Below are 19,429 nucleotides of genomic sequence, written 5' to 3'. Positions count from 1 at the left end.
CACCAAGCAGGGTGACAACACAATGTGTTGCCTCAGGACCCAACAGTGTGCCAGCGTTTCAATTCTTATGACAGTCCGACGTTTTGCCGACTACCTATCCACGGGGTGGACAGGATTTACAAAACATATTCACCAAGTAGGTATCCACTACAGATACTCACTTTATGTTCCCGAGTTCATTCGACTGGGAAATGGTGCTCCTTAGAAAGGAGGTGATCCAGCCGCACCTTCCGGTACGGCTACCTTGTTACGACTTCGTCCCAATCGCCGATCCCACCTTCGACAGCTCCCTCCAAAAGGTTAGGCCACTGGCTTCGGGTGTTACCGACTTTCATGACGTGACGGGCGGTGTGTACAAGGCCCGGGAACGTATTCACCGCAGCGTTGCTGATCTGCGATTACTAGCGACTCCGACTTCATGGGGTCGAGTTGCAGACCCCAATCCGAACTGAGACCAGCTTTAAGGGATTCGCTCCACCTTGCGGCTTCGCAGCCCTCTGTACTGGCCATTGTAGCATGTGTGAAGCCCTGGACATAAGGGGCATGATGACTTGACGTCATCCCCACCTTCCTCCGAGTTGACCCCGGCAGTCTCCTACGAGTCCCCGGCATTACCCGCTGGCAACATAGGACAAGGGTTGCGCTCGTTGCGGGACTTAACCCAACATCTCACGACACGAGCTGACGACAGCCATGCACCACCTGCACACAGGCCACAAGGGAATACCTATCTCTAGGTACGTCCTGTGCATGTCAAACCCAGGTAAGGTTCTTCGCGTTGCATCGAATTAATCCACATGCTCCGCCGCTTGTGCGGGCCCCCGTCAATTCCTTTGAGTTTTAGTCTTGCGACCGTACTCCCCAGGCGGGGTACTTAATGCGTTAGCTACGGCACGGATCCCAAGGAAGGAAACCCACACCTAGTACCCACCGTTTACGGCGTGGACTACCAGGGTATCTAATCCTGTTCGCTACCCACGCTTTCGCTCCTCAGCGTCAGTTACTGCCCAGAGACCCGCCTTCGCCACCGGTGTTCCTCCTGATATCTGCGCATTCCACCGCTACACCAGGAATTCCAGTCTCCCCTGCAGTACTCTAGTCTGCCCGTATCGCCCGCACGCCCACAGTTAAGCTGTGAGTTTTCACGAACAACGCGACAAACCACCTACGAGCTCTTTACGCCCAGTAATTCCGGACAACGCTCGGACCCTACGTATTACCGCGGCTGCTGGCACGTAGTTGGCCGGTCCTTCTTCTGTAGGTACCGTCACTTTCGCTTCGTCCCTACTGAAAGAGGTTTACAACCCGAAGGCCGTCATCCCTCACGCGGCGTCGCTGCATCAGGCTTGCGCCCATTGTGCAATATTCCCCACTGCTGCCTCCCGTAGGAGTCTGGGCCGTATCTCAGTCCCAGTGTGGCCGGTCACCCTCTCAGGCCGGCTACCCGTCGTCGCCTTGGTGGGCCATTACCCCACCAACAAGCTGATAGGCCGCGGGCTCATCCCACACCGCAAAAGCTTTGCACCACTCACCATGAAGTGTGTGGTCCTATCCGGTATTAGACCCAGTTTCCCAGGCTTATCCCAGAGTGCAGGGCAGATCACCCACGTGTTACTCACCCGTTCGCCACTCGAGTACCCCGAAGGGCCTTTCCGTTCGACTTGCATGTGTTAAGCACGCCGCCAGCGTTCGTCCTGAGCCAGGATCAAACTCTCCAAACAAAATTTAATCCCGGCAAAACAACTGTCAAAAGAATTGTTATCGACATAAAAAATGTCTATGTAAACACTGACACACTATTGAGTTCTCAAACAACACATTTATTTGTTGTGGCTATGAATTCGGGAATTACTTCCTTTATTCTCGCCTCCGCCTTTTCGGGCGGCTCGGAAACCGTATCAAGTTCGGTGAACTTGAGTCAAATTCCCGGTTTTGGCTGGTCACTTGCGCGCCATCCGATCGCCGACATTCTGGAATTTCTTCCTGAATTCCGACTTCCGCTCTTTCGGGCGGCTGGGAAACCGTATCAAGTTCGGTGAACTTGAGTCAAATTCCCGGTTTTGGCTGGTCACTTGCGCGCCATCCTATCGCCGAGATATCTGAATTTCTTCTTCTATTTCGGCTTTCGCCCTTTGCAAGCGGCCCGGGAACCGTATCAAGTTCGGTGAACTTGAGTCAAACTCCGGGTTTTGGCTGGTCAACTGCGCACCAACCTAAGACCGGAATTTCGGAATCGCTTCCTTGTCCCGGCCTCGCTCATTCAGGGCAACCCGACCACTGTACCAAGTCCAATGAACTTGAGTCAACTTCGGGTTCTGGGGGTGGTCAGCGCTAGCCGACCCGCTCGACTTCGGCACCCAAGCTCTGGAGATTCTCCACGAACAACGGGTAACCGCGGTCGATATGGAACACATCGTATACCTCGGTGACGCCATCCGCCACCAACCCCGCCAGCACGAGTCCCGCGCCGGCCCGGATGTCGGATGACCACACCGGCGCACTGGACAGTTGACGGATGCCCCTGACCACCGCGTGGTGCCCGTCGGTCCGCGCGTCGGCCCCCAGTCGCATCATCTCCTCGACAAAGCGGAACCGGGCCTCGAAGACGTTCTCGGTGATCATGGAGGTGCCGTCGGCTATCGCCGCCAACCCAATTGCCATGGGCTGCAAGTCAGTTGGGAATCCCGGGAACGGCAGAGTCGCCACATTTATCGCTTTGGGACGCTCGTACTGAACCACACGAAATCCGTTGTCGTTCTGGGTCACTGTGGCACCGGCATCATGCAGCTTGTGTAACACCAACTGCAGATGCTCCGGATCCACTCCGGTGACCGTGACATCGCCACGCGTCATAGCGGCCGCGAGACCCCAAGTGGCAGCGACGATTCGGTCCCCGATAACGCGATGCTCAGTGGGGTGCAGCTTGGGCACGCCGGTCACCGTCAGTGTCGAGGTTCCGGCACCTTCGATCTCGGCACCCATCTGCACCAACATGGTGCACAGATCCACCACGTCAGGTTCACGCGCCGCGTTGTGGATGGTGGTGACGCCATCGGCGAGCACCGCCGCCATCAAGATGTTCTCGGTAGCGCCTACTGACGGGAATTCCAGCTGAATGTCAGCCCCGTGCAACGCTTTTGCCTCGGCGACCACACATCCGTGCTCGATGGTGCACTCCGCGCCGAGCTGTCGCAGGCCCGCCTGATGCATGTCCAGGGGGCGCGATCCGATGGCATCTCCGCCCGGTAGCGCCACCTTGGCCCGCCGGCACCGGCCGACGAGAGGCCCAAGGACGCAGACCGAGGCCCGGAACTGCCGGACCGCCGCGAAATCGGCGTCGTACTTGGGTTCATCCGGTGACGTGATCCTGACGACATCGCCTTCTAGCTCCACCGTCGCACCCAACCCGCGCAGTACCTCCGCCATCAGCGGTACGTCCAGGATGTCCGGGCAGTTGGTGATGGTGCTGGTTCCCTCGGCCAGAAGTGCGGCCGCCATCAGTTTGAGCACACTGTTCTTGGCGCCGGTCACTGCCACGTTGCCTGTCAGCCGGGCGCCGCCGGTCACCAAGAAATGCTCGCTCACGCCCGACAGCGTAGCCGGGTAACGTCACGATGCATGACCGATGAGTCTGCTGGGCCAAGTACATCCAGTGGCGTGCATCTCACTCGCATCTATACCCGGACCGGAGACGACGGAACCACGGGGTTGAGTGACTTCTCGCGCGTTCCGAAGAACGACCCACGGCTCATTGCCTACGCGGATTGTGACGAGGCCAATGCCGCCATCGGCGCTGCTGTGGTGCTCGGGAACCCCAACCAGCCGATCAGCGCCCTGCTCCTGCAGATCCAGAACGACCTGTTCGACGCCGGCGCAGATCTGTCGACCCCCGTGGTACCCGATCCCCAGTACCCACCACTGCGGATCACACAGCCTTACATCGACAGGCTGGAGGCCTGGTGTGACGAGTACAACGCGGACCTACCCAAGCTGAATTCCTTTGTGCTGCCCGGCGGTACCCCGCTCTCCGCGTTATTGCACGTGGCACGGACGGTTGCGCGACGGGCGGAGCGTTCGGCCTGGGCGGCCATCGAGACCTATCCGGACAGCACCAACGTGCTGACCGCCAAGTATCTGAATCGGCTCTCGGATCTGTTGTTCATCCTGTCCCGGGTCGCCAACGGCGGAAAGGACACGCTCTGGAAGCCCGGCGGACCGGCACAACCCGCCTAGCAGCTCTGCGGAACCGGTTAGCGGGTCCGCCGTTCGGCACGCGGTGAGGGACGCGACTCCACCCACGACATGAACGCGGTCAATGCGCCGCGATCCAGCGCCATTTCGTATTCGCGAGCACCATCGCGCAGCTGCAGCACCACGATCTCGGCCGTCATGATGTCGTACTCGTCACCGCGCGGAATCCTGCGGTCGATGATCTCCAGGTCCCGTCGCGACAACTGCCGATCGGGCCAGAGCCGCACGCTGGAGAGCCGATAGAACTCCGCTTGAGATTCGCGATAGCGCATGACGCCATGGCGCCAGCGGCCCTCCCCTGCCTCCGGGATATCACGCAACAGTGCCGCGGTCCCGCCGTGCCGCAACTTCAGCAGGCGAAAGCTCAACGCGGCCACCGCCAAAGCAAGGACGGCGATGACCGATATCTCGATCATCGCCGTCACGCTCAAAAGCGGCTTCCTTAGTGCTTATACGAAGTGATGTAGTGCTAAACCGTCTGGCCGAGAGCACGCAGTCGAGCGCGTCCCTGCGCCGCGACCCGTGGATCGTCGGAGCCGGAGTCGGTCTTGGCCTTGGACTCATCGATGTCCACACGTGCTTGCGCGGACTCCACCAGGATGCTCACCTTGGTGTCGGTGATCGACAGGAATCCCCCGTCGATCGCCCACCACAGGTCGTCATCACCCTCGCGTTCGATCTTCACCGCTGCATCGTCCACCAGCTGCGCCACCAACGGAATGTGGTGCGGCAGGATACCGATTTCACCGGAGGTCGTGCGGGTGAAGACGAATGTGGCTTTACCCGACCAGATCTCGCGCTCGACGGCGACAATCTCGACGTCAATCTCGGACATTGGCGTGCACCTCCTTCAGATAGCTAGTGACGAACTACAGCTTGGCGCCGAGGCTTTCGGCCTTCTTGGCAAGATCGTCCAGGCCACCGATGAGGAAGAACGCCTGCTCGGGCAGGTGGTCGAACTCGCCCTTGGTGAGCTTGTCGAACGCCTCGATGGTCTCCTTGAGCGGCACCGTCGAGCCGGGCTGACCGGTGAACTGCTCGGCAGCCATCATGTTCTGGCTCAGGAAGCGCTCGATACGACGCGCGCGACCCACCAGCTGCTTGTCCTCTTCGGACAGCTCGTCGATACCGAGGATGGCGATGATGTCCTGCAGATCCTGGTAGCGCTGCAGGATGCGGATGACTTCCTGCGCGACGCGGTAGTGCTCGTCGCCCACCACGGACGGCAGCAGAATCGTCGACGACGAGGCCAGCGGGTCCACGGCCGGGAAGATGCCCTTGGAGAACACCGCACGAGAAAGCTCGGTGGTGGCATCCAGGTGCGCGAACGTGGTCGCGGGCGCGGGGTCGGTGTAGTCGTCGGCGGGCACGTACACGGCCTGCATCGAGGTGATGGACCGACCACGGGTCGAGGTGATGCGCTCCTGCAGCTCACCCATCTCGTCGGCCAGCGTCGGCTGGTAACCCACCGCCGAAGGCATGCGGCCCAGCAGGGTCGACACCTCGGAACCGGCCTGGGTGAACCGGAAGATGTTGTCGATGAACAGCAGCACGTCCTGGCCCTGCTCGTCGCGGAAGTACTCGGCCATGGTCAGGGCCGAGAGGGCAACGCGCATACGGGTGCCGGGCGGCTCGTCCATCTGACCGAACACCAAGGCGGTGTCCTTGAGCACGTTGGCGTCGGCGAGCTCGACCCACAGGTCGTTACCTTCACGGGTGCGCTCACCCACGCCGGCGAACACCGAGGTGCCACCGAAGTTCCGGGCGATGCGGTTGATCATCTCCTGGATCAGAACGGTCTTACCCACACCGGCACCACCGAACAGCGCGATCTTGCCACCACGCACGTACGGGGTCAGCAGGTCGACGACCTTCAGCCCGGTCTCGAGCATCTCGGTGCGCGGCTCGAGCTGATCGAAGGCCGGCGGCTTGCGGTGGATCGACCACTTCTCGAAGTCGCTGCCGTAGCCCGGCTCATCGAGGCAGTTGCCCAGGGCGTTGAACACATGGCCCTTGACGCCGTCACCGACGGGCACCGCGATGGTGTTTCCGGTGTTGACGACGTCCACACCACGAACCAGGCCATCGGTCGGCTGCATGGACACGGTGCGCACCAGGTTGTCACCCAGGTGCTGTGCCACCTCGAGGGTCAGCGTCTTGGCCATCGCCTCGTAGGTGATCTCGGCGTTGAGGGCGGAGAAGAGCGGCGGCACGGCGTCGCGCGGGAACTCCACGTCAACGACCGGGCCGGTAACGCGAACAACTCGCCCGACGGTCTTGTTAGCAGTTGGTGCGGTCATCTACTCGTCTCTTCCTAATGTTCGCTTGCGGCGGCCGAGGCAAGCGCGTCCACGCCGCCAACGATTTCACTGATTTCCTGGGTGATCTGGGCCTGGCGAGCACGGTTGGCTTCCAGGGTGAGTCCCTTGATGAGCTCATCGGCATTGTCCGTGGCGGCCTTCATGGCGCGCCGGCGGGACGCCGACTCCGAGGCTGCCGCCTCCAACAGCGCCGCGTACACCCGGGTGGCCAGGTAACGAGGCAGCAGCGACGCGAAAAGCGTCGTGGCGTCAGGCTCGAACGAATACTGAGTGGTGGGGCCCGCGGCCTCGCCGATGTACTCGACCTCCATCGGGGCGATCCGCTTGGCCACGGCCGACTGGGTCAGCATCGACTTGAATTCGGTGTAGACGATATGAAGCTCGTCCACACCCAGAATTCCGTCAGCGCCCGGGTCGTCGCCGTCGTCATCGGCACCCGACAGGAACGCGTCGACGAGCACGCCCGCGATCTGCTGGGCATGTGCGTACTCAGGCCGCTCGGAGAACCCCGTCCAAGATTCGGTGACCTTGCGGCCCCGGAACTTGTAGAAGTTCAGTGCCTTACGGCCGATCACGTAGATCACCGGGGTCTTGCCCTGCTCGCGCAGCAGCGCGAAGAGCTCCTCGGCGACGCGGAGCACGTTGGCGTTGTAGCCACCGCAGAGTCCGCGGTCCGAGGACACGATGAGCACGCCGGCACGCTTGGGCTCGGCCCGTTCCACCAACAGCGGGTGGTCCAGCGCCGCGTCATCGGCGAGCGCGGTGAGCACGTTGGTGATCTCGGTCGCGTACGGCCGGGCAGCCACCACGCGAGCCTGCGCCTTGGAGATGCGCGATGTCGCGATCAGCTCTTGCGCCTTGGTGATCTTCTTGATCGACCCGGCGGATTTGATCCGCCGACGCAATTCTCGGATTTGTGCAGCCATTTCCTGGAGGCCTTACTGCTCTACTTTTTCGCCGGAGCCGGCTTGCGGACCTGGACGGTCTCCTGACCGACCTCGGACGCGTCCAAAGGAGCCGCCGCCGAGTCGTTCCCGTTGACCTCGACCGAGCTGCCGTCGGTGGCGGCAAAGCTCTTCTTGAAGTCGTTCACGGCGTCGGTCAGCTTGGTCTCGGTGTCCTCGGAGAACTTCTTGGTCTCCTTGATGTCGGCCAAGATATCGGCGTGTGAGCCGCGCACGTGGTCAAGGAACTCCTGCTCGAAGCGGATCACGTCGCCGACCGGCACCGAGTCCAGGTGTCCACCGGTGCCCAGGTAAATCGCGACAACCTGCTCCTCGACCGGGTACGGCGAGTTCTGCGGCTGCTTGAGCAGCTCGACCAGACGAGCACCGCGCTCCAGCTGAGCCTTCGAGGTGGCATCCAGATCGGAGGCGAAGGCCGCGAAGGCCTCCAGCTCGCGGTACTGCGAGAGCTCCAGACGCAGCGAGCCGGCCACCTCCTTCATGGCCTTGATCTGTGCGGCACCACCCACGCGGGACACCGACACACCGACGTTGATGGCCGGGCGCACACCCTGGTTGAACAGGTCGGTCTGCAGGAAGCACTGTCCGTCGGTGATCGAGATGACGTTGGTGGGGATGTAGGCCGAGATGTCGTTGGCCTTGGTCTCGATGATCGGCAGACCCGTCAGCGAACCGGCACCGAGCTCGTCAGAGAGCTTCGCGCAACGCTCCAGCAGACGCGAGTGCAGGTAGAAGACGTCACCCGGGTATGCCTCGCGGCCCGGCGGGCGACGCAGCAGCAGCGAGATGGCACGGTAGGCCTCGGCCTGCTTGGTCAGGTCGTCGAACACGATGAGGACGTGCTTGCCCTGGTACATCCAGTGCTGGCCGAGAGCCGAACCGGTGTACGGCGCAAGCCACTTGAAGCCGGCCGCGTCGGAGGCCGGGGCGGCGATGATGGTCGTGTACTCCAGGGCGCCGGCCTCGTCCAGGGTGCGGCGCACCGCGGCGACGGTCGAGCCCTTCTGACCGACGGCGACGTAGATGCAACGCACCTGCTGCGCCGGGTCACCGGTCTCCCAGGCCTGCTTCTGGTTCAGGATGGTGTCGACGCAGACAGCGGTCTTACCCGTCTTGCGGTCGCCGATGATCAGCTGGCGCTGTCCGCGGCCGATCGGGGTCTGCGAGTCGATGGCCTTGATGCCGGTCTGCAGAGGCTCGGAAACACTTTGACGCTGCACCACCGAGGCGGCCTGCAGCTCGAGGGCGCGGTTGGTCTCGGCCTCGATGTCGCCGCGGCCGTCGATCGGCTGGCCCAGCGGGTTGATGACGCGGCCCAGGAAGGCGTCGCCCACCGGTACGGACAGCACCTCGCCGGTGCGCTTGACCTGCTGGCCCTCTTCGATGCCGTGGAAGTCACCGAGGATAACGGTGCCGACGCTGCGCTCGTCAAGGTTCAACGCCACACCCAGCACCCCGCCGGGGAACTCGAGGAGTTCCTGGGTCATGACCGAGGGCAGACCCTCGACGTGGGCGATGCCGTCACCGGTGTCGGAGACGATGCCGATTTCTTCACGGGTGGGGTCGGCAGAGAACGTCGCGACGTACTGCTCGATCGCGCCGGAGATATCCGCCGAGGAGATCGTCAACTCTGTCATGGCTTTTCGTCTTCCTGCTCGTCTATCGGGGTAGGTCTAAATAGTGGTCAGTTGGGCAGATGCAGCGCGGCGGCCGAGAGCCGGCTGGACAGGCTGCCGTCGATCTCTTCGTCACCGATGTTGACGACGAGTCCGCCCAGCAATTCCGGATCCACATCCAGCTGCACCGCGATGGTGCGGCCGTAAATCTGCCCGAGCACCTGGGCAAGCCGGGTGCTCTGTGCATCGCTGATCGGGGCGGCCGACTTCACGTGTGCCACCGACTCGTCGCGCCGGGCAACCGCAAGTTCGGCGACCTCGAGCACGGCGACATCGGCGCGCTTGCCACGCAGCAGACGCACGGTCTGCGCGAGCAGGCTTGTCACGATCAGGTTGGACCGACCGCCCAGCACGTTCTTCAGCAGTGCCACACGATCGGCGGCAGGCGAGGTGGTGTTGCCCAGCAGCGCGCTCAGCTGCGGCTCCCCGTCCAGGATGCGGCTGACGCGGAACAGCTGGTCTTCCACATCATCGATCTGGCCGTCGCGCTCGGCGCGCTCCAGCAGAGCCAGACGGGCGATGTGCTCGATCGCGGTGATCAGGTCGCCGGAGGCGGACCAGCGTGCGGTCGCGGCGGCACGCACGACCTCAAGTGCCGGGCGTCCGATCTTCGAGGAGAACACCGAGTCGACCAAGGCGACCTTGGCGGCCTGCTCGCTGGCATCGACCGGCTCGGAGAGATGCTTGCGCAGCACCAGCTCCTTGATGAGGAGCTCGGCGACCGCAGTCAGATCATCGGCGAGTGCGTTGAGCGTGAGGCTGTCGAGCGAGACGGCATTGGCCTGGAAAGCCTTCACCTGCTCGGCGAGCGATTCGCGGCTGGCGGCGTGCAGACCAGCACCACCGGCGGCCAGCGGCCGACGTTCGGTGTTGACGCTGCCGGCCATCTGGGACAGCTCGTCCAGGAACCGGTCGACGGTGGCGGACTGAGCCGCCGCGTCGCCTACGTGCGCGCGCACCAAATCACCGGCGCGACGGACTGATTCGGCTCCCAGGTCGCCGCGGAGCTGACGGATCAGCTGCTGGCGCTGGAGCACGATCTGCTCCTGCCCGTGCACCTTGATCCGCTCGACCTCGGCATCGGCCTGCTCGCGCAACTGCTTCGAGATCTGCACCGCATCGGCCTTGGCTTCTTCCGCGATGTGGGCGGCATCGGCCTTGGCATCCGCGATGGCCTTGGCGTGTGCACCCTCGGCCTCGACCAGCTTGTCCGCCGCAGCCTTGCTGTCGGCGAGCTGCTGACGCACCGCCTCCTGCTGCTTGGCCATCAAGGTGCGTACCGGCGGCACCACGAACTTGACCACCAGGAACACGATGACAGCGAAACCGATGAGCTGTCCGATAAATGTCGACATCTTTGTTTAGCCTCGCCCTGCGTTCGCTGGTTCCGAAAGGCTCACGCCGAGAACGCGTTCGGCGAGCGTCCGGGACAGGCTCTCGACGCTTGCCGACAGCTCTCCGGATGTTGCCTCACCCTGACGGGCCAACTCCTCGGCAGCCTTCGCATTCACGGCAGTCGCTTCGGTGTTGGCCCGCTGACGCATGTCCTCGAGAATTCCGCGTCCCTCGGCTCTGGCCTCGTCGCGCACTGCGGTTGCGGCACCGCGCGCCTTGGCCAGCTCGTCCTTGTAGTCAGCCTCGGCGGCGGTGAATTGCTCAGCGGCGTTCCGGTTGTCCTCGGCCGTCTTGGCGACCGTGTCCTCGCGTGCCTTGAGCACCTTCTGGATCGGCGGCACCACGAAGGTTCCGATGACCGCCAGGACGATCAGGAAGATCGCCAGGACGACAAAGAAGGTGCCGTTGGGGATGAGGAAGTTGTTCTGCTTCCCACCCTCTTCGGCGGCTTCCGCCGCGACTGCCGTTATGGCAGAAGCGACACTGTGCAATTCACCCATGCCGATTAGCTGGCGCCGGGAGTCGCGAAGACGAACAGCGCCATGAAGGCCAGGTTGATGAAGTATGCAGCCTCAACCAGACCGACGGTGATGAAGAACGGGGTGAACAGCCGGCTCTGCGCCTCGGGCTGACGGGCCACACCCGAGATCAGGGCGTTACCGGCGATACCGTCACCGATACCGGCACCGATCGCGCCGCCGGCCATGATCAACCCACCGCCAATGAGGGCACCAGCAACAATTGTCGGGTCCGCCATTTTCTTCCTCCTTATTAAGTGGTAGCTGTGCTACCAGGGTCTATTCAATGTGGTCTGTAGTAATTAGTGGTGCTCGTCGTCCAGTTCCATCGACTGGCTGAAGTACAGGACTGTCAGCAGCGCGAAGATGAAGGCCTGGATCAGGCCGACGAACAGGTCGAACGATTTCCAGATGGCGTTGGGCGCCCACATGATCCATGCCGGGAACATCGCGATCAGCGCGACCATGATGCCGCCGGCGAACATGTTGCCGAACAGTCGCAGCGACAGCGAGATCGGCTTGGCCAACTCCTCGATCGGATTGATGAACGCGGTGACCCAGGTGTGGCCCTTGAGCAGCTTGATCGGGTGACCGATGAGGCCGCGGCGCGCGAAGCCGGCGATGTGGTAGCAGACGAAGACGAACAGCGCCAAGGCCAGCACGTAGTTGATGTCCGAGGCCGGCGGGGCCAGCAGTTCGGCCGTCTTGCCCGACTCGTCGGTGTACTGCACGGGCAGCACCGAGATCCAGTTGGACACGAGGATGAAGACGAAGATCGTCACCGCCAGCGGCAGCACGAACGGCGCGATCCGCATTCCGATGGCCGACTCGACCTGATTGCGGAACTGGACGGTGACCGCCTCGAAGAACAGCTGCACACCGTTCGGCACACCGGTCGAGGTGACCTTGGCCCGCAGGAACAGCGCCAGTGCAATCACCACGACCGCGGCGAGCGCGGTGGCGACAATGGTGTCGACGTTGACCTCACCGAGGAAGCCCCAGTGTGCGTGCTTGTGATGGCCAACCTCGATGGCGGCTTCAGCCTGGAATGTCGTAATCATGCCGCGCCCTGCTCACTGCTCACTGAACGGATCCCTTTCCACACCGGCACGGCGGTGGTCAACACCAGCAGCACCTGGAACAACGCGACTCCGAAGAACACCCCAAGACCAGCGGGGCGGAAAACGAAGGCGATCACCAGGGCGATAACGGTAATGATCATCAACCGCGCCGCGGAATTGATGGCCATTTTCTGCTTGCTTGGATTGTCTTGTGCGGTAATCACTTCCGCGGATTGGCGAACGAGGAGAGCGTTCACCAGGCCGAGTCCAAGCCCGAAGACGAAGAAGGCGCCGAGCTGCCATTGCCCCAGCAGAGCGGCGGCCAGCAGAGCCAGAGCACCGAGAACGCCACACAAAACCGCCAAACGCAACGGACGAAACGCCAATGCCGGAAGAACCAGCGGGGCGTCGGGCGTTGTCACCTGGGGTGTCACCTCACATCTTTGTCGGGGTGGCGGAACAAAAACTGCGTTCGTCGGTTCCAGACCTTATAGGAGGTCTGAGGGCTCGCTGAACTCACCTCAAAGGGCAGCTCCCTGTCGGTCAGTTGATCCGTCCGGTGGAGCCCGGAATGCCTGGAAAGACCTTCCAAAATCTCCGCCGATCCGGTGTGGCCGGCACCCGTGAGTTTTCGGGTATGGCAGAACCGTATCACATGGTAGAGACGGTTCTGCACCCCTACTACTTTTCGTCGTACACGGCCCGTTACGCCGACGGAGTCGGGTCCGATTCGGTCTCCAAGACCCGATTGGCTTCTTCGCGGCGCAGCAAGGGGATGACCGTTGCGACAATGGCAATACCGATCGCTCCCACCACGACCGCTCCGGCATAGCGGGGCTCGAAGAAGATGGTGCTGGCCGCACCGAACGCGATGATCGCGACCCATAGGTAGATGATCAGCACCGCCTTGCGATGCGAATGACCGATCTGCAGCAGCCGGTGGTGCAGATGCATCTTGTCGGGACTGAACGGGCTGCGCCCGGCACGGGTACGACGGATGATCGCCAACAACGCGTCCAGCGCCGGCACCAGCATCACCGCGATCACCAACAGGAACGGTGACAGCAGGACGAACATGTCCTTGGCGCCGTACGAGCTCTGCGAGATGGGGCCCGCCGCCGTTGTCGACGCCGCGGCCAGCATCAGACCGATGAGCATGGAGCCCGAGTCCCCCATGAAGATGCGGGCCCGGTGGAAGTTGTGCGGAAGGAAGCCCAGGCAGGCCCCGGCCAGTACCACCGAGATCACCGCGGGTGGGTAGTACAAGACGTCGCCCCCGTGGCTGCGCAGCAGTCCTACCGAGAAGACGCAGATGGCAGCGGCGGTGATGAGCCCCAGGCCCGCGGCCAGACCATCGAGACCGTCGACGAAATTCATCGCGTTGACGATCGACACCGTCAACGCGAGCGTCACCAGGATCGACGACATCTGGTCCAGCACGATCGTCCCCACCCCGCCGAACGGGATGTAGATCATGCTCCACGCGACACCCATCGTGACCAACACGCTGGCGGCGGTGACCTGACCGGCGAACTTGGTCAGCGCGTCCAGGCCCCATTTGTCGTCGATAAGACCGACCACCATGATGATGCCTCCCGCCACGACGACGGCGGGCATACCCGAGGAGTAGACGAAACCCCTTGTCAGGGCGGGTAGTTGCGAGGCCAGGAAGATCGCTGCACAAACACCCAGATACATCCCGAGACCACCCATTCGGGGAGTCGGCTGCAGGTGCACATCACGTTCGCGCGGATAGGCCACCGCACCCACCCGGGTCGCGAACATCCGCACGCCGCCGGTGCAGAAGAACGTCGTGATGGCCGCCGTCAGCCCGACCAGGGCAAGCTCACGCAGAGGTACGCCCGCACCGCGATCGGCAAGGGCCAGCAGCTCACTCACGCATCCGACCGTACTTCAAGATCCTGTGGGCTCCCCCGACTCGCCCGGCCCGACGTCGCCGCCGATCACATCGACGATCTGCTCCCGGGTGATCGGCCCCTCGCGCACGATCAGCGGCACCGGCCCGGTGAGGTCGACGATGGTCGATGCCGCGCCCAGCTCGGCCGTGCCGCCGTCCAGGTACACCGCGACCTTGTCGTCCAATTGATCGCGGGCCTGTGCGGCCGTGAGCGCCGGGGGTTGCCCCGACACGTTGGCGCTGGAGACGGCCATCGGACCGACTGCACGCAGCAGGTCGATGGCCACCGGATGCAAGGGCATGCGCAACATGACACTGCCCTGAGCGTCCCCAAGGTCCCAGGACAGCGACGGCGCATGCCGCACGATGATGCTCAGCGGCCCCGGCCAGAATGCCTCGATGAGCTCGCGGGCTGCCGACGGAACCGCGAACACCAGTCCGTCGATGGTGTGCCACGATCCGACGAGCACGCCGACGGGCATGTCCCGGCCGCGCCCCTTGGCGGCCAGCAACGCCGTGACGGCATTGGAATCAAATGCGTCACAACCCAATCCGTAAACAGTGTCGGTAGGCATGACGACCAGTTCACCGGCCTTGAGCGCGCTCGCCGCCGCGTCGATACCCTCCTGGCGGGTCGCAGCGTCTTGGCAGTCGTAGACGACGGTCACCAGCCCAGTCTATGACGCCGAGGATTTCCGGCGAGCGGTGACGAATCTCGGCCGCCCCGCCAGGTCGTATCGCTGTACAACCTCGTCGAACAGGCCACTGGCCGTGAACAACTCGCACGTCTGGCCGCCATTGGTGTCATCGTGTTCCACACCGATGACCCCTCCCGGCGCCAGCAAGCGGCCGGCGGCGGTCACGATGGGCGCGATGACGGCGAGCCCATCGACCCCCGCGAAGAGCGCAAGCGGCGGATCATGCTGCGCCACTTCGGGCTCCAGTTCGACACCGTCGGGGATGTAGGGCGGGTTGGTGACGATCAGATCGACCGTGCCGTCAAACTCGGCCAGCAGCGACGGCGCGGTCACGTCGGCCTGGATCACCTCGACCATGGTGCCCGCGGCGTTCTGCCGCGTGTAGCTCAGCGCGCCCTCGTCGAGTTCGACGGCGATGACACGGGCGGTGGGCTCGTCACGCGACAAGGCGATAGCGAGTGCCGCCGTCCCTGCACACAGCTCGACGACCGTCACGCCAGGAGCCAATTCACCTGCCGCCCAAACATAAAGAGATTCCGTCTCGGGACGCGGAATGAACACGCCAGGACCAACGCGCACCTCGATGGGGCCGAACGCGGCACTTCCAATCAAGTGCTGCAAGGGAATCCGTCGCACCCGCCGAGCAACCAGATCGCGGTAACCCTCAGAGAATTCCGCGGGTACCTCGGCGAAGCGCAGCCGCGACCGCGGGATCCCGAGCAGGTGCGCCGCAAGCTCTTCTGCATCCACCTGCGGGCTGGAAACCCCTGCCCGGGAAAGTGACTCAACCGCCTCCGCGATCAGCTGACGCAACATCAGGCCTCCTGCAGACGGGCCTTCCGGTCGGCGACGGCCAACGCGTCGAACAGCGCATCCAAGTCACCGTCGAGCACCTGGTCCAGGTTGTGCGCCTTGAACCCGACGCGGTGATCGGTAATGCGGTTCTCCGGGAAATTGTAGGTACGAATCCGCTCGCTGCGGTCCACGGTGCGGATCTGGCTGGCGCGACCGGCCGAGGCATCGGCCTGCGCCTGCTCCTCGGCGAGCGCCTGCAGCCGTGCCGCCAGAACCTGCATGGCACGCGCCTTGTTTTGCAGCTGGGAACGCTCGTTCTGGCAGGTCACGACAATACCGGTCGGCAGGTGCGTGATACGGACCGCCGAGTCGGTGGTGTTGACGCCCTGTCCGCCCTTGCCGGAGGAGCGGTACACGTCGATGCGCAGATCCGATTCGTCGATCTGAATTTCCTCGACCTCTTCGGGTTCGGGGTAGACCAACACACCGGCGGCCGAGGTATGCACGCGCCCTTGAGATTCGGTGACGGGAACACGCTGGACGCGGTGCACTCCACCCTCGAACTTCAGCCGTGACCAGACGCCGTCGGCGCTATCGCCCTTGCTGGCGATCGCAAGGGTGGCGTCCTTGTACCCACCGAGATCGGACTCGGTCTCGTCGAGAACCGTGACCTTCCAGCCATGCCGCTCGGCGTAGCGGATGTACATGCGGGCCAGATCGGCCGCGAACAGCGCCGATTCCTCGCCGCCCTCGCCGGATTTCACTTCCAGCAGGATGTCATCGCCGTCGTGGGGATCGCGCGGAGCCAGCATGTCCGAAAGCTGGGTTTCCAGCTCGGCGATCGACGACTCCAACTCCGTCACCTCGTCGGCGAAGGAGGGATCGTCCGCGGACAGCTCACGGGCAGTGGCCAAATCGTCACGGGCGCTGACGAGCTTGCGGTGGGTGGCGACGATCGGCGACAGCATCGCGAACCGGCGACCGGCCTTACGTGCGGCGCCCGCATCGGCGTGCAGCGCCGGGTCGGCCAGTTGCTTCTCCAGCTCGGCGTGCTCGGCCAGCATCGCGTCGATCAGTGACGTCTCGCTCATGCACCCTCCTCCCAATGTTCATACGCGCAGTCGTCGTGCACAGTCGTCATACAAAAAGACCGACGCCCGGACTGCACATACGGCAGATCCGGGCGTCGGCAAGGAAGCTATTTGTCGGCTGCGGCCTTGCGCTTGCCGTACCGGGCTTCGAACCGGGCGACGCGGCCGCCGCTGTCCAGGATCTTCTGCTTGCCGGTGTAGAACGGGTGGCACTGCGAGCAGACCTCGACCACGATGTGGCCGCTGTCCTTGGTGCTGCGGGTGGTGAAGGTGTTACCGCAGCCGCAGACCACGTTGGTCTCGACGTAGGTGGGGTGGATACCCGATTTCATTGCTTTTCCTCTGCTTGTTGTGGCCGCCGGGTCGCTTTGTGGGCGTGAACCGGAACCCTTCAAAAGGCTGAGATGCCATTATGCCAGCTCAGTTACGCATAACCTAAACGGCGGCGACCTGCGTGGTATTCCAACCCGGCGACACGGCTCTCACGCCGCAGGACTGGGGTGCGCCGCCGCCCGACGGCCCACCACCCGCGCCGTTCGACCACTGGGGTGACACCAACGAGGACCCCGGATTCAAGCAGCGGGCATTCTGGTTCCCGGCGCCTGGATACCAAGTCTGACGTGCCGTTTCCATGCGGGGACACCGGATGCCACCGCGTCCGGCCCCCGCAATACCCGCCCGGGACGCGTACCTTGGATGGTGGCGCGTGAATTGCGAATCAGTGCCGATCCGGAATGCCGATTAGGAAATCCGATTCGGAAAGGACCCGCATGAACATCAAGAGCATGAACATCAAGAGATTGATCGTGACAGCCGCATCTGCCGCGGCGATGGGGCTGGCCACGTTCGCGGGCGCACAGGGTGTGGCCAATGCCGACCCCATCACGCCCCCGCCGCCACCGCCCATCCCCCAGGCTCCGCCGATTCCTCAGGGAACGGGCGTACCCCCCGTTCCGCAGGCTCCGCCGATTCCTCAGATTCCTGCCATCCCGCAGCCTTGATCCGCGCCCGACCTCGGGCATGTAACGGGTGTTGACATCCAGCCGATATCCAAGACGGCAGCCGCGGCATAACGAACGCGGTACCGCTGTTGAAGATCTATACCTTCGGTTGAGTCGGGGCGAACCGCCGAGATAATCGGACAGGAGTCGCACATGAATCTGAAAAGTCTTGTATCCCAGGGCATCATCGTCGGAGCATTGACGGCCGGCGCGCTGGGAATGGGCGCCGTTCCGGCCTACGCACAGCCGGCAGGTCAGCACGGTTACCTCCAGGATCATCCGAATCGTCCGCATGACGACGATGACGACTGGGGCGACCATGACGGTTGGCGCAATAACGGCAACTGGCGCGGCCACGACAACCGGCGAGACCGCGACCGGGACTGGCAAGACGACCGCCGCGAATGGCGAGACAACCCATGGCACTACGACCAGCGCCCGCCGTGGGGCTGGGCGCCGCCGCCGCGCGCCGAATGGCGCGGGCCGCTCCCCGACCGCTGGGGACCGCCCCCGCAGGCCTTCGACTACTGGGGGTACCGGGTGCAGCCGGTGTGGGATGACGGATTCCGGACCTGGGGGTTCTGGCTCTTCGGCATGTGGATCCCGTTGGTCGCCGTCGGCTAGCTACGCACCCAGTCGAATTCTGTCCGCGGCACCCGACAAGCCGGCGAGTCCGGCTTGTCGGCCGGACAGCACCAACACGATGTCGCGCATGGGTCCGCTCACCTCAGGTCCCTGACCGATCGTGAACTCACAGTCGGTGGCCCGGAAGGAAAGGCCGCGCGACGCACGCGCAAGGTGCAACGGAAAACGCATGCCCCACAGCCGCTGCGCGGAGTCGACGGCGGCATCCGGCGGCATGGGCCGATCAATCCCGAGGGGGACGGCGATGTCCTGGGTATGGACGATGACATCGAGAAGCGGGAACGCACCGGGGGCTTTGCGCCGTGATCCGACCATCGCCCGCAGGGCGCCGACGATCTGCTCGGGCCCCATGGCCTCATCCTGCGCCGCGCGGCGAATCATCGTGTTGAACCGGAATCCCGACCGAACCGCGACGGACAGGAACTGCCCCAACCCCATATGAGCCTGCGTGAGGTGCACCGCCACGTCGCGCACGGTCCAGCCATCGCAGAGCGACGGTGTCGACCATTGCTCCGGAGACAGGGAGCTGAGCATGTCCGCGACACCGGCGCGTCCCGCATCGATGTGCCCCCACATGACGTCGTCGTCCACATTGCCTCCCTTTGGTCAGCGATACCGACCAAAATAGTCAGGAAATCTGACTAAAGTCAATGGGGTGATGGCACCGAATCCAGCGTTGTTGATGTTCGTGGCGCTACGGGCGGCCGAGCGCCAGACCATGGAGGCCGTCGCTGCCACCGGGGCCGATATCACCCAGGCACAGGCGCGGCTGATGGCACGGCTAGATCATGAGCACGGCTCTCGCCTCACCGATCTCGCCGAGCAGGCGGACGTGACAAAACAGACCGCCGGTGCTCTCGTGGACCAGCTACAGCGAGGCGGGTACGTGACTCGCGTGCCGGACCCATCCGACGGCAGAGCCCGCCGGGTGACACTGACGGCACGCGGCAAGGAGTTGGCAGATGCCGCAAACGCGGTGGTCGCCCAGGTGCATGCGCAATGGCGAAAACACCTGGGCGCCAAGGCCTACGACCAGATGGTCGACAGCCTGACGAGGCTACGAGAGATCACCGATCCGTACCGGTGATCTCTCC

The 19,429-nt window shown here is 63.5% G+C and carries 22 protein-coding genes and 1 rRNA gene; 5 read left to right on the top strand and 18 right to left on the bottom strand.

The window, feature by feature from the left end:
• Positions 1 to 205 precede the first annotated feature (205 nt).
• Both MYCSP_RS06570 and murA read right to left on the bottom strand, forming a co-directional pair.
• Positions 206 to 1,721: ribosomal RNA gene (locus tag MYCSP_RS06570) — 16S ribosomal RNA — on the bottom strand.
• 610 nt (positions 1,722 to 2,331) lie between these two features.
• Complete coding sequence (gene murA, locus MYCSP_RS06560; RefSeq protein ID WP_088413427.1) at positions 2,332 to 3,585, bottom strand: UDP-N-acetylglucosamine 1-carboxyvinyltransferase; 1,254 nt, start codon at positions 3,583 to 3,585, stop codon at positions 2,332 to 2,334.
• Between the two features lie 72 nt (positions 3,586 to 3,657).
• On the opposite strand from murA, the gene MYCSP_RS06555 reads away from it, so the two are divergent.
• Entirely contained in the window at positions 3,658 to 4,233 is a 576-nt protein-coding gene (locus MYCSP_RS06555) for a cob(I)yrinic acid a,c-diamide adenosyltransferase (protein WP_070911380.1), read from the top strand.
• 17 nt (positions 4,234 to 4,250) lie between these two features.
• Here the strand turns inward: MYCSP_RS06555 and MYCSP_RS06550 are convergent, their stop codons facing one another.
• The 15 genes from MYCSP_RS06550 to rpmE form a co-directional block, all read right to left on the bottom strand.
• On the bottom strand, positions 4,251 to 4,667 hold the full coding sequence (locus MYCSP_RS06550) for a DUF2550 domain-containing protein (protein ID WP_070911508.1): 417 nt from the start codon (positions 4,665 to 4,667) through the stop codon (positions 4,251 to 4,253).
• A gap of 53 nt (positions 4,668 to 4,720) precedes the next feature.
• On the bottom strand, positions 4,721 to 5,086 hold the full coding sequence (locus MYCSP_RS06545; protein ID WP_083013922.1) for a F0F1 ATP synthase subunit epsilon: 366 nt from the start codon (positions 5,084 to 5,086) through the stop codon (positions 4,721 to 4,723).
• Between the two features lie 34 nt (positions 5,087 to 5,120).
• The gene (atpD, locus tag MYCSP_RS06540; RefSeq protein WP_070911382.1) at positions 5,121 to 6,551 is read right to left on the bottom strand and encodes a F0F1 ATP synthase subunit beta; all 1,431 of its coding nucleotides are present in this window, start codon (positions 6,549 to 6,551) and stop codon (positions 5,121 to 5,123) included.
• A 14-nt stretch (positions 6,552 to 6,565) separates the two neighbouring features.
• A complete protein-coding gene (locus MYCSP_RS06535) occupies positions 6,566 to 7,498 on the bottom strand; it encodes a F0F1 ATP synthase subunit gamma (protein ID WP_070911383.1) in 933 nt (310 codons plus the stop codon).
• A gap of 20 nt (positions 7,499 to 7,518) precedes the next feature.
• Positions 7,519 to 9,174: a F0F1 ATP synthase subunit alpha gene (atpA, locus tag MYCSP_RS06530; RefSeq protein WP_083013920.1), complete on the bottom strand. Its 1,656-nt coding sequence runs from the start codon at positions 9,172 to 9,174 to the stop codon at positions 7,519 to 7,521.
• 47 nt (positions 9,175 to 9,221) lie between these two features.
• Positions 9,222 to 10,568, bottom strand: coding sequence for a F0F1 ATP synthase subunit B/delta (locus MYCSP_RS06525; RefSeq protein ID WP_083013919.1), 1,347 nt, complete (start codon positions 10,566 to 10,568; stop codon positions 9,222 to 9,224).
• Positions 10,569 to 10,574: 6 nt separating this feature from the next.
• Positions 10,575 to 11,108, bottom strand: coding sequence for a F0F1 ATP synthase subunit B (locus MYCSP_RS06520; RefSeq protein ID WP_083013918.1), 534 nt, complete (start codon positions 11,106 to 11,108; stop codon positions 10,575 to 10,577).
• A gap of 5 nt (positions 11,109 to 11,113) precedes the next feature.
• Entirely contained in the window at positions 11,114 to 11,365 is a 252-nt protein-coding gene (locus MYCSP_RS06515; protein WP_030094898.1) for a F0F1 ATP synthase subunit C, read from the bottom strand.
• Between the two features lie 63 nt (positions 11,366 to 11,428).
• Positions 11,429 to 12,187, bottom strand: a complete 759-nt coding sequence (gene atpB, locus MYCSP_RS06510) for a F0F1 ATP synthase subunit A (protein WP_070911387.1) — start codon at positions 12,185 to 12,187, stop codon at positions 11,429 to 11,431.
• Positions 12,184 to 12,609: an ATP synthase subunit I gene (locus MYCSP_RS06505; RefSeq protein ID WP_070911509.1), complete on the bottom strand. Its 426-nt coding sequence runs from the start codon at positions 12,607 to 12,609 to the stop codon at positions 12,184 to 12,186. Before MYCSP_RS06505 ends, atpB begins: the two co-directional genes overlap by 4 nt.
• 283 nt (positions 12,610 to 12,892) lie before the next feature.
• Positions 12,893 to 14,086, bottom strand: a complete 1,194-nt coding sequence (locus MYCSP_RS06500) for a glycosyltransferase family 4 protein (protein ID WP_083013917.1) — start codon at positions 14,084 to 14,086, stop codon at positions 12,893 to 12,895.
• 15 nt (positions 14,087 to 14,101) lie between these two features.
• Positions 14,102 to 14,773, bottom strand: coding sequence for an L-threonylcarbamoyladenylate synthase (locus MYCSP_RS06495; protein WP_088413426.1), 672 nt, complete (start codon positions 14,771 to 14,773; stop codon positions 14,102 to 14,104).
• Between the two features lie 9 nt (positions 14,774 to 14,782).
• Positions 14,783 to 15,619: a peptide chain release factor N(5)-glutamine methyltransferase gene (gene prmC, locus MYCSP_RS06490; protein ID WP_083013915.1), complete on the bottom strand. Its 837-nt coding sequence runs from the start codon at positions 15,617 to 15,619 to the stop codon at positions 14,783 to 14,785.
• Positions 15,619 to 16,689, bottom strand: a complete 1,071-nt coding sequence (prfA, locus tag MYCSP_RS06485; protein WP_083013914.1) for a peptide chain release factor 1 — start codon at positions 16,687 to 16,689, stop codon at positions 15,619 to 15,621. The genes prmC and prfA overlap by 1 nt, the downstream gene beginning before the upstream one ends.
• Before the next feature lie 107 nt (positions 16,690 to 16,796).
• Positions 16,797 to 17,021, bottom strand: a complete 225-nt coding sequence (rpmE, locus tag MYCSP_RS06480; RefSeq protein ID WP_030094891.1) for a 50S ribosomal protein L31 — start codon at positions 17,019 to 17,021, stop codon at positions 16,797 to 16,799.
• A gap of 122 nt (positions 17,022 to 17,143) precedes the next feature.
• Between rpmE and MYCSP_RS23055 the strand changes: the two genes are divergently transcribed.
• The 3 genes from MYCSP_RS23055 (at position 17,144) to MYCSP_RS06465 (ending at position 18,314) form a co-directional block, all read left to right on the top strand.
• The gene (locus tag MYCSP_RS23055) at positions 17,144 to 17,308 is read left to right on the top strand and encodes a hypothetical protein (protein ID WP_157886158.1); all 165 of its coding nucleotides are present in this window, start codon (positions 17,144 to 17,146) and stop codon (positions 17,306 to 17,308) included.
• Between the two features lie 151 nt (positions 17,309 to 17,459).
• A complete protein-coding gene (locus MYCSP_RS06475; RefSeq protein WP_083013913.1) occupies positions 17,460 to 17,690 on the top strand; it encodes a hypothetical protein in 231 nt (76 codons plus the stop codon).
• A gap of 153 nt (positions 17,691 to 17,843) precedes the next feature.
• The gene (locus MYCSP_RS06465) at positions 17,844 to 18,314 is read left to right on the top strand and encodes a hypothetical protein (protein ID WP_070911393.1); all 471 of its coding nucleotides are present in this window, start codon (positions 17,844 to 17,846) and stop codon (positions 18,312 to 18,314) included.
• Here the strand turns inward: MYCSP_RS06465 and MYCSP_RS06460 are convergent, their stop codons facing one another.
• Positions 18,315 to 18,926 (bottom strand): maleylpyruvate isomerase family mycothiol-dependent enzyme, encoded by a 612-nt coding sequence (locus tag MYCSP_RS06460; protein WP_070911394.1) that lies wholly within the window; start codon positions 18,924 to 18,926, stop codon positions 18,315 to 18,317.
• A gap of 67 nt (positions 18,927 to 18,993) precedes the next feature.
• On the opposite strand from MYCSP_RS06460, the gene MYCSP_RS06455 reads away from it, so the two are divergent.
• On the top strand, positions 18,994 to 19,422 hold the full coding sequence (locus MYCSP_RS06455; RefSeq protein WP_088413425.1) for a MarR family winged helix-turn-helix transcriptional regulator: 429 nt from the start codon (positions 18,994 to 18,996) through the stop codon (positions 19,420 to 19,422).
• The last annotated feature ends 7 nt before the right edge of the window (positions 19,423 to 19,429 follow it).

This window comes from Mycobacteroides saopaulense (genome assembly GCF_001456355.1).
GTDB lineage: Bacteria > Actinomycetota > Actinomycetes > Mycobacteriales > Mycobacteriaceae > Mycobacterium > Mycobacterium saopaulense.
This window is presented reverse-complemented; position numbering and strand designations above follow the sequence as displayed.